Below are 15,015 nucleotides of genomic sequence, written 5' to 3'. Positions count from 1 at the left end.
CGGTTGAACCCTTTAACCCCTCTGCGGGACGACCTGGAAGTACACCGCGGTCATCACGAAGTTCGTCACGAACAGCAACATGAAGGTGATCACCACCGACTGGTTCACCGCGTCGCCCACACCCTTCGGTCCGCCCTTCGCCGTGAGCCCCTTGTACGAGGCGACGATCCCGGAGATCGCACCGAAGACGAGTGCCTTGACCTCGGCCGCCCACAGGTCGGAGAGCTGGGCGAGGGTGGTGAAGGAGGCGAGGTAGGCGCCGGGGGTGCCGTTCTGCAGGACGACGTTGAAGAAGTAGCCGCCCGCCACGCCGACCACCGACACCAGGCCGTTGAGCAGCACCGCCACCACCATCGACGCCAGCACGCGCGGCACGACGAGGCGGTGGATCGGGTCGATGCCGAGTACCTGCATCGCGTCGATCTCGTCCCGGATCTTCCGCGCCCCGAGGTCCGCGCAGATCGCCGTGCCGCCGGCGCCCGCGATGAGCAGCGCGGTGACGATCGGCGAGGCCTCGCGCAGTACGGCGAGCACGGAGGCCGCGCCCGAGAAGGACTGGGCGCCGAGCTGCCGGGTCAGGCTGCCGATCTGCAGCGCGATGACCGCGCCGAAGGGGATGGAGACGAGAGCCGTCGGCAGGATGGTGACACTCGCGACGAACCACGCCTGCTGGATGAACTCCCGCGCCTGGAACGGCCGACGGGGAATCGTCCGGACGACGTCCAGCGCCATCGCGAACAGGCTCCCCGATTGCCGCAGGGCTCCGGTGGGCGACAGTCTCATACGTCCGCCACCACCTTCCGGTGCCTGAGCTCCGCCTCCCGCCGGGCGATCGCCTCCCAGCGGGGTGGCCGCGGGATACCTGGACCCGGCAGCAGGCGGGGAGTCAGAGCCTGACTGCCGGGAGATCGTGTGCCCTTGCCCTCGTCGCCCAGGGCGGCCAGCTCCTGCTCGACCTGGGCGGCGTCCTTCTCCTCCGCCATGCCGATCGGGCCCTGCATACGGCCGTTCAGGAACTGCCGTACGACGGGCTCGTCGCTGGTCAGCAGCTCCTCGCGGGGCCCGAACATGACCAGCTCGCGGCGGAACAGCAGCCCGATGTTGTCCGGGACCTGGCGGGCCGAGGCGATGTCGTGGGTGACGATCAGGAAGGTCGCGTCGATCTGGGCGTTCAGGTCGACGATGAGCTGGTTGAGGTAGGCCACGCGGACCGGGTCGAGGCCCGAGTCGGGTTCGTCGAAGAGGATGATCTCCGGATCGAGCACCAGGGCCCGGGCGAGCCCCGCCCGCTTGCGCATCCCGCCGGAGATCTCGCCGGGCAGCTTCCCCTCGGCGCCGATCAGCCCGACCATGTCCATCTTCTCCAGCACGATGCGCCGGATCTCGCTCTCGGACTTACGGGTGTGCTCGCGCAGGGGGAAGGCGATGTTGTCGTACAGGTTCATCGAGCCGAACAGCGCGCCGTCCTGGAACAGCACGCCGAAGAGCTTGCGCACCTCGTACAGGTCGTGCTCGCGCAGTTTCGTGATGTCCCGGCCCTGGATCGTGATCGAGCCACGCTCCGGCTTCAGCAGTCCGACGAGCGTCTTGAGGAACACCGACTTGCCCGTGCCCGAGGGGCCGAGCATGACCGAGACCTCCCCGGCGGGCAGCGTCAGTGAGACGTCCTGCCAGATGACCTGGTGACCGAAGGACTTGGTCAGCCCTTCCACACAGATCTCGACACCCATCCGGTCCACCCTTCGGCCCGTGGAGCAGCTACAGCGGCTCTGACATCTGCTCTACGGGGAGGGGGCGGGCGTCCGTCGTTTTCGTGGCGGATTTTTTTCGGGCGGGTTTCGGGCGGGTGATTCGAGGTGGCTTACGGTCGCGTGTGCGCGGCTACGGCAGTGCGTCCGCTCTCGGCAGGGGAGCGAGGAGGGCGCGGTGCGCGACGGTGCGGTGGCGGAGATGTCCGGGGTTGCCGTCGTGTCCGTCGGATCGGTGGTGCGCTGGGGTGGCGGGCTTTTTGGGTCGGTTGCCGGGCGGGTTGCCGGGTGGGTTTGCGGTCGCCCTGGCGGGGCTACGGCAGTGCGCTTGCCGTCGGTGCGGGCAGCGAGGCGGACGGCAGGGCGGCGGAGACGTCCGGGACCGCCACCGTGTCCGTCGGATCGACGGAGGGCACCGCCGGAAGGTCGGGGACCTCGGGCAGTTCCGGCACGTCCGGCACCTCGGGGGACAGCGGGACCTCCGGTGCGGACAGCACCGGCAGCGGGGACACCGGGACCTCCGGGGCGTCCGGCACCTCCGGCAGTGACGGCACGGACAACGGGAGGAACGGTTCGCCCGCCGGGGACTCCGGGGCCCTCCGTTCGCCCGATGTCGCTGTGGGCGTGTTCCCCCGAGGCGTACGGTCCGCACCCGCACCACTGTCGTCGCCCCGCAGCGCCTCCGAGCCGTCCGGCGAGGCGACGGCGGGCCGAGGCGCCGAGCCGCCCCCGTCCCCGCTGCCGTCGAGCGCGTACGGCAGCACGAACCCCGCCACCGCCAGCGTCGCCGCCGTCGAAGCCACCGCCACGGCGTGCACCTTTCCACCGCCGCGCGGCCGACCCCACCCGATCAGGAACAACGCGAACCCGAGCGTGGCGGCCAGCGACTGCCGCAGCGTCCGCCTGGCCCGGGCCAGCAGCGACTCGACGGTCCGGTAACTGAGCCCCATCTTGACGGCGACCTGCCCGACGTCGAGGTCCTCCGACTTCAGCCACAGCGCCTCGGCCTGCCGCGCCGGCAGCTCACCACTGCGCACCGCCAGCCACTTCGCCTCGGCCCGGTCGCACACCGCCTCCTCGACGGGCACGGGGCCGGGGGCGATGAGCGTCGGGCTGGTGCGCACCTCTGCCTCGCGGTTCACCTGCCGGTAGCGGTCGACGCACAGCCGCATCGTCACCGTCGTCAGCCATGCGGCGAGCCGCTCGTCGTCCAGGTCGGGGCGCTCGGCGGCGCGCAGCATGGCCTCGTGCACCGCGTCCTCGGCGTCCTCCGCACTCATCGACCTGCGCCGGGCCACCCTGAGCAGCTGCTCACGGTGGCTCCACATGCGCTGCCAACGCTCGTCGGCCGCATCCGTCTCCGCAGGCATGTCCGTCGCCATGAGGGCCCCTTCGCGCTCACCCGCCGATCTCGTGCCGTTCGGCGGTGCGCGACATTACCGCCGAGTATCGGCGGTTGTGGAGGGGGTGGCGGTCATCGAGTCCGCGCTGTTACTGGTCAGCGGACCGTCGCCGGCCGGCAGGTCGTCGCCGGGGAGCTCGATGTCCGGGGTGGGGAGGGGGAGTTGCGGCTCCTCCGTCTCCTCGGGGTCGGTGGCCGGGCGGGACGGGGTGGGGGAGGGGGAGGCGGGGGTCGACGGCGTGCGGGGCGGGGTGGTGGTCGGACGCCGGGGGGCGGGAGCCGGTGAGGAGTCGTCGTCCGGCTTCCCGGGTGACCGTGAGGGTTCGGGGCGGGCCGAGGAGCCGGTGGAGCTGTCCGGCACCACCCGGTGCCCCTCCAGGAAGTACGCGTACCAGGCCCTGACCGTGCGCAGATACGCCGTCGAGTGGTTGTAGCCGAGGATCGCCCGGTCCAGCTCGGCCGGGACGGACAGATCCCGCCCGCCCGCGCACAGGTAGCGCCCGGCGGCGAGGGCCGCGTCGAAGACGTTGCTCGGGTCCGTACGCCCGTCGCCGTTGCCGTCCGCGCCCCAGCGGGCCCAGGTCGACGGGATGAACTGCATCGGCCCGACCGCGCGGTCGTACGCCGTGTCCCCGTCGTGGGCGCCGCCGTCGGTGTCCCGGATCAGGGCGAAGGCCACGCCGTCCAGCCGTGGGCCCAGGATAGGCGTGACGGTCGTACCGTCCGACGTCACCCGGCCGCCCCGCGCCTGCCCGGACTCCACCTGCCCGATCGCCGCCAGCAACTGCCACCGCAGCCGGCAGCCGGGCGCCTCGCGCGCGAGCCGCTCCTCGGCCCGCCGGTAGGCGGCGAACACGCTCGCCGGCAGCGCCGCGGCCGTCTCCGCCGGTGCCCCGGCGCCGGCGCGCTTCCCGGTCCGCAGCGGCGGCAGCGCGGTGCGGTACCGGGTGTCGCCGGACACGCTCGGGCCGTGCTCAGCGGGCGCCCGCCCCGGTGCCGGCGCCGAGGCCCGCGCCGGAACCGCCCCCGGCGCCTGTGACGCGGTCAGCACGACCATCGCCGCCACCGCGACCGCCGTACCTCTGCCGGCTCTGACTCCCTGCCCTGCCACGTTCTGTTCCCCTCCCTGCAGACGTCTGTCCGTCGTCTGCTCTACGGGGGAGAGGGGTGGGTCCGTCGCAGGGCTTCGGCGGGGGGTGCCTGCGGCGGCTTCGGCGGGGGGTGCCTGCGGTGGGTTCTGGGCGGGTCACCTGCTGCGGGTTGTGGGCGGGCTGCCTGCGGTGGGTTTTGGGCGGGTCACCTGCGGTGGGCTCTGCACGGGGCACCTGCGGTGGGTTGTGGGCGGGCTGCCTGCGGCGGGTTCTGCACGGGGCACCTGCGGTGGGTTGTGGGCTGGCTGCCTCCGGTGGGTTCTGGGCTGGCGGCTCTCGCGGGCTTGGGTCGGGCCGTTCCCGCGGACCCGTACAGGCCGCCGCAGCGGACCCCGACGGGTCGCCACGACGGACCCCCTACAAGCCGCCCCGGCTGACCCCCTACAAGCCCGCCCAGCCGTGGCGTCACCGTTCCGGGCTACTACCGGAGGCCGGGCTTGCGGACTTGCTCTACTCAGGAGGGGTGGACCCCGGCGTTCTGGAGGCATGGCGTGGACGACAATCGCAGACTGCCCATCGTCTACGTCCGGGGGTATGCCGGCGGGACCCGAGGGATCGACAAGGCCGTGGACGACCCCTTCTACGGCTTCAACGAAGGCTCCGTGCACGTCCGCGTAGGCGCGCACAACGAGCCGCGCTTCCACCAGTTCGAGGGCCCGCTGCTGCGCCTGCTGCGGGAGGAGGGCTACGAACTGCTGGTGAAGGGAGACCAGGAGGCCTACCTCGCCGAACATGCGGAGGTTCCCGCCCACTCCATCTGGATCCACCGCTTCTACGACCGCTCGGCGACCACCTGGGGCGGCAGCCCCGAGGAGTACCAGCTGGAGAACGCCGCCGCCGACCTGCTGGGCCTCATCGACCGGCTGCGTGAGAAGACCGGCGCGCCCGCCGTCATCCTCGTGGCCCACTCCATGGGCGGGCTCATCTGCCGGTGCCTGTTGCAGAAGATCCTGCCCGAGCGGGGCCGCGCCGCCGCCGACTGCGTCGCGAAGTTCTTCACCTACGGCACCCCGCACGGCGGCATCACCTTCGACGTCGGGGGCGGATGGGCGGAGCGGATCCGGGACAAGCTCGGCATCCAGGGCGCCGACATCTTCGGCCCCCGGCGGATGTACGAGTACCTCACCCCGCAGGACCGCCTGGACCCCGACGGCCCGCCCGGCGACTGGGACGCCCGCGTGATGCCCACCGGGCCGGGGACGCTCCCCGTCGAGCGGGTCTTCTGTCTAGTGGGGACCGACCCGGCGGACTACGACGTCGCCCTCGGGCTGTCCTCGGCCGCCGTCGGGCCGCGCAGCGACGGGCTCGTGCAGCTCGAGCGGGCGTATGTGCCGGGCGCCCACCGGGCCTTCGTGCACCGCAGCCACAGCGGGCGCTACGGGATGGTCAACTCCGAGGAGGGGTACCAGAACCTGCGGCGGTTTCTCTTCGGGGACACCAGGATCGAGGCATCGCTGGTCGACTACCGGCTGTCCGACGACGGGGACGGGGACGTCGTATGGCAGGCCGAGGCCCGGCTGTCGGTGCGCGGGTTGCCCGTGGTGATGCACGAGAGGCTCGCCGCCCACTGGTGCCCGATCCAGCTCGACGCGGTCCCGGACGGGCAGGAGGCGTCGGTGTCGCTGGCGACGACCTTCCTCAACAGCGGCCTGAGGCAGTCCACGGGCGAGCCGATGCGGTTCATCCTCCAACTGCGGCTCATCTCCCTGCGCGAGCGGCACGGCATCCTCCATCTCGGCGACCATCTTGAGCAGACCGCCGACTTCGCCGACACCCTCGTCATCGACGTGGGCACACCGGAGGCCGGCCCCGGCATCTGGGCCGCCTGGAACTCGGACATCGAAGGTGCCATCCGCGACCACCACGTCGCCGGAGAGCCCCGGGTCGACGAGGACCCCACCCCCGAGCGCTGGGTCGCGCACATCGAACTGCCGACCACGGCCGCACCCCTCGTCGGCCGCGACGCACGCATCCGGCTCGTCGCCACGCCCTGGACGTGACGCGGCGAGGGCAGAAAAGCAGGTCGGCCGACGTGACCGGCGCGGATGATGCGAGGCAGACCTGAGTAAAGTGACCGTATGCCGAAGCCGCCGTCGACCGACGCGGTACCGGATGTCCTGCTCGTCGCCGGTGATCCCCGCACCTCCGAGCCGCTCTGCGCGATGCTGGAACTCGCCGGCTACCGGACCGTCGCGGTGGACCGTGCCACCGAGGCCACCGTCCGGCTCACCGAGCGCCGGTTCGATCTGGTGATCCTCGATGTCACGCTGCCGGACACCGACGCGCTCAGGCACAGTCGCCGTCTCCTCGCCCCCGACCGCCCGGCCGTGCTGCTGCTCACCGGGAGCGGAGAGTTCCTGGGCAGTCTCCCCGGGGGCGGCCCCGGCGCCGACGGGCAGGGGGGCAGGGCGGCGTCGGGCCGAGTGGCAGAAGTCCTCGCCCGGGCAAGGCAGTTGGTGCGTAGCACCGAGCCCGCCGGATGGGACGGCGCGCTGCGCTACGGCGACCTCGTGCTGGACCACGCCACCCGCCGGGCGCGGCGCGGTGAGCGCACCATCGAGCTCACGCCCGCGGAGTACCGCCTGCTGCGCCACCTGCTGGTGAACGCCGAACGCGTGCTGTCCAAGGAGCAGATCGGACGGCACGTCTGGGACGACCCGCCCACCGACGGCGCGGTCGAGCGGCTCGTCTCACGGCTGCGCCGCAAGGTGAACGGCGAGCAGGCGGCGCTGATCCACACCCGGCGGGGCTTCGGCTACTGGCTGGGCCGGGCGACACGGCCGTAAGCCAGTCATGGCCTGGATCAAGTTATGGCCTGGATCACATCGACCATGTGTCCGGGATCTGTCTGGGAGCTGTCAGACGGGTTCGCTTGACTGGCCCTCGACTTCCCCTGTCCCGGCCCTCCGCGGCCGCCCCCCACGACCGAGGAGAGCGCTTCCATGCCCGAGCCGCAGGACCTGACCAACGGCGTGAAGGACCTGGACTTCGACCCCGAAGCCCTGCGCGCCAAGTACCGCGCCGAGCGCGAGCGCCGGATCCGCCCCGACGGCAGCGCTCAGTACCGGCATCTCACCGGCGAGTCCGGCGTGGACGACCAGGACCCGTACGCCGAAGCGGAGTTCACGCGGGAGCCGTTGCACGACCGGGTCGAGGCCGTGGTCGTCGGCGGTGGCTTCGGCGGGCTGCTCGCCGGGGCGCGGCTGCGGCAGGCGGGTGTTGAGGAGATCCGGGTCATCGAGCAGGGCGGGGACTTCGGCGGCACCTGGTACTGGAACCGGTACCCGGGCATCCACTGCGACATCGAGTCGTACATCTATCTGCCGCTGCTCGAAGAGCTCGGCTACGTCCCGCGGTGGAAGTACGCGCCGGGCGAGGAGATCCGGCAGCACGCCCAGGCCATCGCCCGGCACTTCGGCCTCTACGACCACGCCTGCTTCCAGACCCGGGTAACCGAACTGCGCTGGGACGAGGAGCAGTCGGAGTGGATCGTCCGCACCGATCGCGGCGACGAGATGCGGGCACGGTACGTCGTCGTCTCCAGCGGCACCCTCAGCCAGGCCAAACTCCCCGGCATCCCCGGCATCGAGACCTTTCGCGGGCACACCTTCCACACCAGCCGCTGGGACTACGCCTACACCGGCGGTGACGCGAGCGGCGGCCTGACCGGACTCGCCGACAAGCGCGTCGCCCTCATCGGCACCGGCGCCACCGCCATCCAGGTCGTGCCGCACCTCGGGGCCGACGCGGCGCAGGTGTACGTCTTCCAGCGCACCCCGTCCTCCGTCGACGTACGCGGCAACCGGCCCACCGACCCGGAGTGGGCGAAATCGCTGAAGCCCGGGTGGCAGCGGCTCCGCATGGAGAACTTCCTCAAGGTCGTCACCGGCGTCCGGCAGGACGAGGACCTGGTGAACGACGCCTGGACGTCCAGCGCCCGACTCCAGGAGAAGCTCATCCCGACCAACTCCTACGCGGACGTTCCGGCCGAGGAGCGCGAACTCGCCTACGAGATCGCCGACTTCCAGAAGATGAACGAGCTGCGCTCCCGAGTCGAGACGATCGTCGAGGACCCGGCGACCGCCGAGAAGCTCAAGCCCTGGTACCGCTACATGTGCAAGCGGCCCACGTTCAGCGACACCTACCTGCAGACCTTCAACCGGTCCAACGTCACCCTCGTCGACACCGCCGACACCCACGGCGTCGAGCGGATCACCGAGAAGGCCGTCGTGGTGGGCGGCGTGGAGTACGAGGTCGACTGCATCATCTTCGCGACCGGGTTCGACGTCGGCAGGTCGGGCGTGCTGTCCGGGAAGCTCCCGGTGTACGGGCGGGGCGGCGTCGGCCTGCTGGAGACCTGGATGACCAAGGGCCTCAAGACCCTGCACGGCTTCACCACCCGCGGCTTCCCCAACCTCTTCCTGCTCGGCTCGATGCAGAACGCCGCCTCCGTCAACTTCGTCCACATCCTCGACGAACAGGCCTCGCATGTCGCCGAGGTCGTCGCGCAGGCCCGCAAGCGGCAGGCGCGGTACGTCGAGCCGACCGCCGAGGCGCAGGACGCCTGGGTGGCGACGATCCGCCAGAAGGCGGCCGACCTCTACAAGTTCCAGGCCGAGTGCACCCCCGGCTACTACAACAACGAGGGCAGCCCGAGGGAGCGCAGCGAGTCGTACGGCGACGGGCCGGTCGCCTTCCACGAGCTGCTGCGGCGCTGGCGGTCCGAAGGCGGCATGCGTGAGGTGCTGGTGGAGAACGAGGGGTGAGCGCCGCGATGAAACCGAGCGAACCGAGCGAACCGAGCGAACCGAGCAGGTACGACGTGACCGGCAGGCGGAATGCCGCCAGCGCACGTTGGACCATCGAGCGGCTCAACCCGCCTAGCCGGCTGTGGGGTTCCAACGGCGTCGCGTTCGGGCCCGACGGGCGGCTGTACGTCGCCCAGTTCCTCGCCGGGCAGATCAGCGCCGTCGACCCGGCCACCGGGGACGTCGAGGTGGTCGTACCGATGGACAGCCCCGTGCAGTCGCCGGACGACCTCGCCTTCGGGGCCGACGGCTCGATGTACATCGCCGACCTGGTGCCGGGGCGGGTGTGGCGGCGCAGCCCGCAGGGGAAGTACACGCTGGTCTCGGGCGACGTGGACAACCCCAACGGCATCACCTGCATCGGCGACCGGCTGTTCGTGAACGAGATGAAGCCCGACGGCCGTCTGATGGAGCTCTTCCCCGACGACCGGGACGGGCGTGACCCCGTGGTCCTCGCCGAGGGGCTCGCCCTCGGCAACGCGATGCAGCGCGGCCCGGACGGCTACCTGTACTACCCGCACATGATGAGCGGCGAGAACCCCATGCTCACCGGCCAGGTCTGGCGGATCCCGCCGGACGGGGGCGCGCCCGAGGTGGTCGCGGACGATGTCCATCAGCCGGTCGCCGTGCGGTTCGACCGGGGCGGGGTGCTGCATGTGCTGTCCCGGGGCCCGGAGGGCATCGTCACCCGCATCGACCTGCACGGCAGCGGCTCGCGGACCCTTGTCACCAGCGGCGTCGTCGGGCTGGACAACGCGGCCTTCGACGCCGAGAACCGCATGTTCGTCTCCAGCTACTCCAGCGGCGGCGTCACCGAGATGCATCCCGACGGACGCACCCGCGAGATCGTCCCGCGCGGCCTCGACGGACCGTACGGCGTGACGATCGACCTGGGCGGCAGGGTGTACGCCGCCGACCACTACCGGGTCGCGCGCCCCGAACCCTCTCCGGAGGGCGGCGTCACCACCCACTCCCTGCTGCACTTCTCGCACGGCATCGTGTCCGACGGCGAACTCCTGCACCTCACCTCGCAGTTCGGGCAGATCCAGACGTACGACCCCGGGTCCGGGGCCACCCGGGAACGGGCCGGCGGACTGCGGCGGCCGCTCGGCATCACGGTCGCGCCGGACGGCTCACTCGTCGTCGCCGAGTCGGACGCGGGGCGGGTCGTGGCCGTCGACGAGGCCGACGCCCTCACCGTGCTCGCCGACGGCCTCGACCGGCCCGTGGACGTGGCCTTCGACGCCGAGGGCCGCTGTTACGTCAGCGACGAGCGGCTCGGCGCGGTGCTGCGGCTGGAGGCGGACGGGCCGCCGACGGTCGTGGTGGACGGGCTCTACGCGCCGCAGGGGCTCGCGGTCCTGGGCGACGAGTTGTTCACGGTGGAGACCGGGCGGCGCAGGCTGCGGGCGGTGTCCCTGACGACGGGCGAGAGCCGCACCGACGCCGAGGACCTGCCGGTCGGGCCGCCACCGGGGGTCGTACCGCGTACGGAGCCCGCCCTCTTCGCGAACGGGATGCCGGGCATGGCCCGCCGGTTCGCGGGCCTGGCGGCCGGACCGGACGGCTCGCTGCTGCTGTCGGCGAACGGGGAGGGGACCGTGCTGAGGCTGGAGCCGGTCAGGACGCCGGACCCAGCGAGCGCTCCCTCACCCGGGCCAGATGCCGGGTGAAGACCTCACGGGTGTCGGGGGTCAGTGTGCGCAGGGCGACGAGTGCGGTGATCACCACGTCGCACAACTCGCCCTGCACGTCCTCCCAGCTGTGGGTGACACCCTTGCGCGGGTTCTGACCGGTCGCCCCGATCACCGCCTCGGCGACCTCGCCGACCTCCTCCGACAGCTTCAGCATGCGCAGCAGCATGCCGTCCTTGCCGTCGACCGGCTGGTTGGTGTCGAGCCAGGTCCACAGGTCGTCGATGGATGCCCACAGGTCGGCGGAGGTGCCGGAAGGGGCGGCCTGATCAGTCATGCGGGCAGCTTGGCACAGGGCCACCCGGGGCCGGGAAAGTCCGTTGAGATGCCGCCGTACGTCGGGGAGGCTCTGGTGGCATGGAGTACTTCTGCTACCACCGCGATCGGCCCGGCTCGGTCACCTCGCGCGAGGAACTGCTGGAAGAGCACTGGTCCTACATGGACCGGTACACGAAGGAGCTGATCGCCCGCGGCCCCACCTTCGCCGACGACGGTGAGACGCCCACCGGCAGTGTGCACATCGTCGACCTGCCCGATCCCGCCGCCGCCCGCGCGTTCGCCTTCGACGAGCCCAACTACCAGGCGGGCGTGTACCGGGACGTGCTGCTGCGCCGGTGGCGCAATCTGCTGGGGCGCACCATGTGGGACTTCCCCGGTGGCCGGACCGGCGGCAACCGGTACCTGGTGCTCGGCCTCGGCGCGGGAGAGCCCGCCGACCTCGCCGTGCCCACCGAGCGGGACGAACTGATCGCGTACGGCCCCCTGCTGTCCGACGACGGCGCCGCCTGGCTGGGTACGGCCGTGCTGCTCCGAGCCCCGGACCCGGACACGGCACGCGCCGTGCTGACCCCGGACCGGTATGCCGACATCGAGGTCCATGACTGGGAGTTCGGCGGGCGGCGGTGAACCCTACTCCCCGAACAGCGCCTCCTGTTCGTCGAAGAGTCCCGCCCCCGCCCCCTCCTCCTTCTCCGCCCTGTCCAGCCTCTTGTTGCGCACCCCCACCACCAGCGCCGTCACCGCGGCCGTCGCCGCCAGTGCCGTAGGAACCATCCAGCCGCGGTCGAGGACATGGCCGAGCGCGTGGTCGAGGGAGAGCCGGCCGGGGCCCGCGATCGCGAGGCCGGTCGCGGCCAGGGCGAGGGTGGCCGCGTACTCGTAGCCGCCCTCCTGGTTGAAGAAGCCGTTCGGGGCGTGCACCGCGGACGCCCCCGCCATCGCACCGGCCGCCGCCGCACCCGCCCCGGGCGTCGCGAGCCCCAGCGCCAGCAGCGTGCCGCCGCCGGTCTCCGCGAGGCCCGCCGCCGTCGCGCTCGCCTTGCCCGGCTTGTAGCCGACCGACTCCATGAACTGGCCGGTCCCCTCGATGCCGTGCCCGCCGAACCAGCCGAACAGCTTCTGCGTACCGTGCGCGGCCAGCACTCCGCCGGCCCCCAGCCGGAGCAGCAGCAGGCCCAGATCACGTCGGTCGTAAGCACTCACAGTGACTCCCGGAACAGACAGAGAGGAACAGACAGAGAGGAACAGACAGCAGGGACACACAGCAGGAACAGACCGCAGGAACAGACAGCAGGAACACACAGCAGGAACAGACCGCAGGAACAGACAGCGGGAAGGGGACCCTTGGAGTCCCTCCCCCCCTCCCGCGTATCCACCGTCGCACCGACGACACCCGGTCGGCCTGCCCGCGCGGCCGTTCGGGTGGCGGGTCGGCGGGGCCGATGTGAGGCTGACCGGTATGACGATTCAGACGTCCAAACTCAGCGACCCCGCAGTCCGCGCCTTCGTCACCGCCGTCAACGCCCACGACCGCGAGGGCTTCCTGAACATCCTCGCGCCCGGCGCGACCATGGCGGACGACGGCACCGACCGCGACCTCGCCGACTGGATCGACCGGGAGATCTTCTCCTCCAACGGCCACATGGAGGTCGACAACGAGTCCAACCACGGCCGCGACCTCATCACCCACTACCGCAACGACACCTGGGGCGAGATGCGCACCCGGTGGCACTTCGAGGTCGAGGACGACGGCAGGATCTCCCGTTTCGAGACCGGGCAGGCATAGCCCCACGGCACCGCCGACCGCGGGAAAACCCCTCGGGGCTTGCCTTCGTGTGCACTCCAGCTCCTAACGTCCTGCGTCATGGAGACCAAGCGGACTTTGGGACGTACCGGCATCGGGGTAAGCGCTCTCGGCTTCGGATGCTGGGCCATCGGCGGTGAGTGGGAGTCCGTCGACGGGCAGCCCCTCGGCTGGGGCAAGGTCGACGACGAGGAGTCGATACGGGCGATCCGGCGCGCCCTCGACCTGGGCGTCACCTTCTTCGACACCGCGGACACCTACGGTGCCGGCCACAGCGAACGCGTCCTCGGCCGCGCCCTCGGCAAGCGCCGCGCCGATGTCGTCGTCGCCACCAAGTGGGGCAACGTCTTCGACGAGGAGACCCGCACCCTCACCGGCGCCGACGACAGCGTGCAGTACGCCCGCCGCGCGCTGACCGCCTCGCTGAAGCGCCTGGACACCGACCACATCGACCTCTACCAGCTGCACCTCTCCGACGCCGACCCGGAGCGCGCCGCCGAACTCCGTGACGCCTGCGAGGAGTTCGTGCGCGAGGGGCTCATCCGCGCCTACGCCTGGAGCACCGACGACCCGGCCCGCGCCGCCGTCTTTGCGCAAGGGGAGCACTGTGCGGCCGTCCAGCACATGGCCAACGTGCTCCAGGACGCGCCCGAGATGTTCGCGCTGTGCGCGGAGCTGGAGCTGGCCGCCATCAACCGCAGCCCGCTGGCGATGGGCCTGCTGACCGGCAAGCGCAGGACCGGGCAGGCCCTGGAGGCCGGGGACATCCGCAGCCGGCCGCCGCAGTGGCTGCAGGGCTTCGAGGACGGGTCCGGCGCCGACCCGGAATGGGTCGCCCGAGTCGACGCGCTGAAGGACATCCTCACCAGCGACGGCCGCACCCTCGGCCAGGGCGCCCTCGCCTGGCTGTGGGCCCGCAGCCCGCACGCCGTGCCGATCCCGGGCTTCCGTTCCGTCGCCCAGGCCGAGCAGAACGCGGGCGCGCTGGCGAAGGGGCCGCTCAGTGCGGAGCAGGTCGCCGAGGTCGACCGGATCCTCGGGCGCTGAGCGCCACCGCTGCAGGGACCGGAATTGTGCGGCAGCCGTTCCACGCACCGGTGCGCACCTCGCGGTCCCACGCGAGGTCCACCCCCACCCGGTGATCGTGGAACGGCTGCCGCCTCCCCCCTCGGAGTGGTCTGCGGAAGCTCTGTGTTCCATATGTGAAGCTCTGATGTAGAACGAGTTGAGCATATGCCGCCGACCGGCCCCGATGTGTCGGAATTTCATATTCCGTTTGTGCAGCTTGTGGAGGCGGCGAGGGGGTCGGGGGACCTTCAGCCGCGCCCCACGTACGGCATCGCCGTCGCCAGCACCGTCGCGAACTGCACGTTCGCCTCCAGTGGCAGCTCCGCCATGTGCCGCACGGTCCGTGCCACGTCGGCGACGTCCATCACGGGCTCGGGCACCACCGAGCCGTCGGCCTGCAGGGCGCCCGTCTGCATGCGCGCGGTCATGTCGGTCGCGGCGTTGCCGATGTCGATCTGGCCGACGGCGATGCCGTAGGGCCGCCCGTCCAGCGACAGCGACTTGGTCAGGCCGGTCAGCGCGTGCTTGGTGGCCGTGTAGGCGACGGAGTGCGGGCGGGGCGTGTGTGCCGAGATGGATCCGTTGTTGATGATCCGGCCGCCCTGCGGGTCCTGCTCCTTCATCTGCCGGTACGCCGCCTGCGCGCACAGGAACGCCCCGTTGAGGTTGGTGTCCACCACGTGCCGCCAGGCGTCGTACGACAGCTCCTCCACCGGCACCCCGCCCGGCCCGAACGTCCCCGCGTTGTTGAACAGCAGGTCCACCCGCCCGAACCGCTCCACGGTGGCGGCGAACAGCGCGGCCACGTCCTCCTGCCGTGACACGTCCGTCCGTACGGCGAGAGCGGCGCCGCCGGGCACCAGCCCCGCCGTCTCCTCCAGCGTCTCGACGCGCCGCCCCGCGAGCGCCACCGACCAGCCCGCGCGCAGCAGTTCCACCGCGACCGCGCGGCCGATGCCGGAGCCCGCGCCGGTCACCATGGCGATCCTCGCGTCCGTCCTCGTCTCCGTTTGCCTGTCGTTCATGGGGTCGCAGGGTACGTCAGGGTCCGCCATCCGGAA

Annotated in this window: 14 protein-coding genes; 7 read left to right on the top strand and 7 right to left on the bottom strand. The window is 71.6% G+C overall.

From position 1 onward, the window contains the following. Positions 1 to 12: 12 nt before the first annotated feature. The 4 genes from EHO50_RS01990 to EHO50_RS01975 all read right to left on the bottom strand — a co-directional run bounded on the left by EHO50_RS01990 (position 13) and on the right by EHO50_RS01975 (position 4,207). Positions 13 to 783, bottom strand: a complete 771-nt coding sequence (locus EHO50_RS01990) for an MlaE family ABC transporter permease (protein ID WP_128428041.1) — start codon at positions 781 to 783, stop codon at positions 13 to 15. Further along, complete coding sequence (locus tag EHO50_RS01985; RefSeq protein WP_128428040.1) at positions 780 to 1,730, bottom strand: ABC transporter ATP-binding protein; 951 nt, start codon at positions 1,728 to 1,730, stop codon at positions 780 to 782. Before EHO50_RS01985 ends, EHO50_RS01990 begins: the two co-directional genes overlap by 4 nt. A gap of 332 nt (positions 1,731 to 2,062) precedes the next feature. Then, positions 2,063 to 3,130, bottom strand: coding sequence for a sigma-70 family RNA polymerase sigma factor (locus tag EHO50_RS01980; protein ID WP_128428039.1), 1,068 nt, complete (start codon positions 3,128 to 3,130; stop codon positions 2,063 to 2,065). 54 nt (positions 3,131 to 3,184) lie between these two features. Continuing rightward, positions 3,185 to 4,207 (bottom strand): lytic transglycosylase domain-containing protein, encoded by a 1,023-nt coding sequence (locus EHO50_RS01975; protein ID WP_128428921.1) that lies wholly within the window; start codon positions 4,205 to 4,207, stop codon positions 3,185 to 3,187. Between the two features lie 585 nt (positions 4,208 to 4,792). On the opposite strand from EHO50_RS01975, the gene EHO50_RS01970 reads away from it, so the two are divergent. The 4 genes from EHO50_RS01970 to EHO50_RS01955 all read left to right on the top strand — a co-directional run bounded on the left by EHO50_RS01970 (position 4,793) and on the right by EHO50_RS01955 (position 10,782). Then, positions 4,793 to 6,301 carry an esterase/lipase family protein gene (locus EHO50_RS01970; RefSeq protein ID WP_128428038.1) on the top strand — a complete coding sequence of 503 codons (1,509 nt, stop codon included), beginning with the start codon at positions 4,793 to 4,795 and terminating at the stop codon, positions 6,299 to 6,301. 78 nt (positions 6,302 to 6,379) lie between these two features. Continuing rightward, entirely contained in the window at positions 6,380 to 7,087 is a 708-nt protein-coding gene (locus EHO50_RS01965) for a response regulator transcription factor (RefSeq protein ID WP_128428037.1), read from the top strand. Positions 7,088 to 7,243: 156 nt separating this feature from the next. Continuing rightward, positions 7,244 to 9,067, top strand: coding sequence for a flavin-containing monooxygenase (locus EHO50_RS01960; protein WP_128428036.1), 1,824 nt, complete (start codon positions 7,244 to 7,246; stop codon positions 9,065 to 9,067). 8 nt (positions 9,068 to 9,075) lie between these two features. Further along, positions 9,076 to 10,782 carry an SMP-30/gluconolactonase/LRE family protein gene (locus EHO50_RS01955; protein ID WP_128428035.1) on the top strand — a complete coding sequence of 569 codons (1,707 nt, stop codon included), beginning with the start codon at positions 9,076 to 9,078 and terminating at the stop codon, positions 10,780 to 10,782. Here the strand turns inward: EHO50_RS01955 and EHO50_RS01950 are convergent. Continuing rightward, positions 10,730 to 11,080 carry a MazG-like family protein gene (locus EHO50_RS01950; RefSeq protein WP_128428034.1) on the bottom strand — a complete coding sequence of 117 codons (351 nt, stop codon included), beginning with the start codon at positions 11,078 to 11,080 and terminating at the stop codon, positions 10,730 to 10,732. The two genes, EHO50_RS01955 and EHO50_RS01950, sit on opposite strands and share 53 nt — an antisense overlap. An 80-nt stretch (positions 11,081 to 11,160) precedes the next feature. Here EHO50_RS01950 and EHO50_RS01945 point away from each other — a divergent pair, with 80 nt between their 5' ends. Further along, positions 11,161 to 11,709, top strand: coding sequence for a YciI family protein (locus tag EHO50_RS01945; protein WP_128428033.1), 549 nt, complete (start codon positions 11,161 to 11,163; stop codon positions 11,707 to 11,709). 3 nt (positions 11,710 to 11,712) lie between these two features. Here the strand turns inward: EHO50_RS01945 and EHO50_RS01940 are convergent, their stop codons facing one another. Next, a complete protein-coding gene (locus EHO50_RS01940) occupies positions 11,713 to 12,285 on the bottom strand; it encodes a DoxX family membrane protein (RefSeq protein WP_128428032.1) in 573 nt (190 codons plus the stop codon). A gap of 256 nt (positions 12,286 to 12,541) precedes the next feature. Between EHO50_RS01940 and EHO50_RS01935 the strand changes: the two genes are divergently transcribed. Both EHO50_RS01935 and EHO50_RS01930 read left to right on the top strand, forming a co-directional pair. Next, on the top strand, positions 12,542 to 12,868 hold the full coding sequence (locus EHO50_RS01935; RefSeq protein WP_128428031.1) for a nuclear transport factor 2 family protein: 327 nt from the start codon (positions 12,542 to 12,544) through the stop codon (positions 12,866 to 12,868). Positions 12,869 to 12,946: 78 nt separating this feature from the next. Beyond that, entirely contained in the window at positions 12,947 to 13,933 is a 987-nt protein-coding gene (locus EHO50_RS01930) for an aldo/keto reductase (RefSeq protein ID WP_128428030.1), read from the top strand. A gap of 269 nt (positions 13,934 to 14,202) precedes the next feature. Here EHO50_RS01930 and EHO50_RS01925 read toward each other — a convergent pair whose 3' ends face one another. Beyond that, positions 14,203 to 14,979, bottom strand: a complete 777-nt coding sequence (locus EHO50_RS01925; protein ID WP_128428029.1) for an SDR family oxidoreductase — start codon at positions 14,977 to 14,979, stop codon at positions 14,203 to 14,205. Positions 14,980 to 15,015 lie beyond the last annotated feature (36 nt).

It is taken from the genome of Streptomyces cyaneus (genome assembly GCF_004028635.1).
Taxonomy (GTDB): Bacteria; Actinomycetota; Actinomycetes; order Streptomycetales; family Streptomycetaceae; genus Streptomyces; species Streptomyces cyaneus.
The sequence above is the reverse complement of the archived record's forward strand: the minus strand, read 5'-3'. Positions and strand labels throughout refer to the sequence as shown.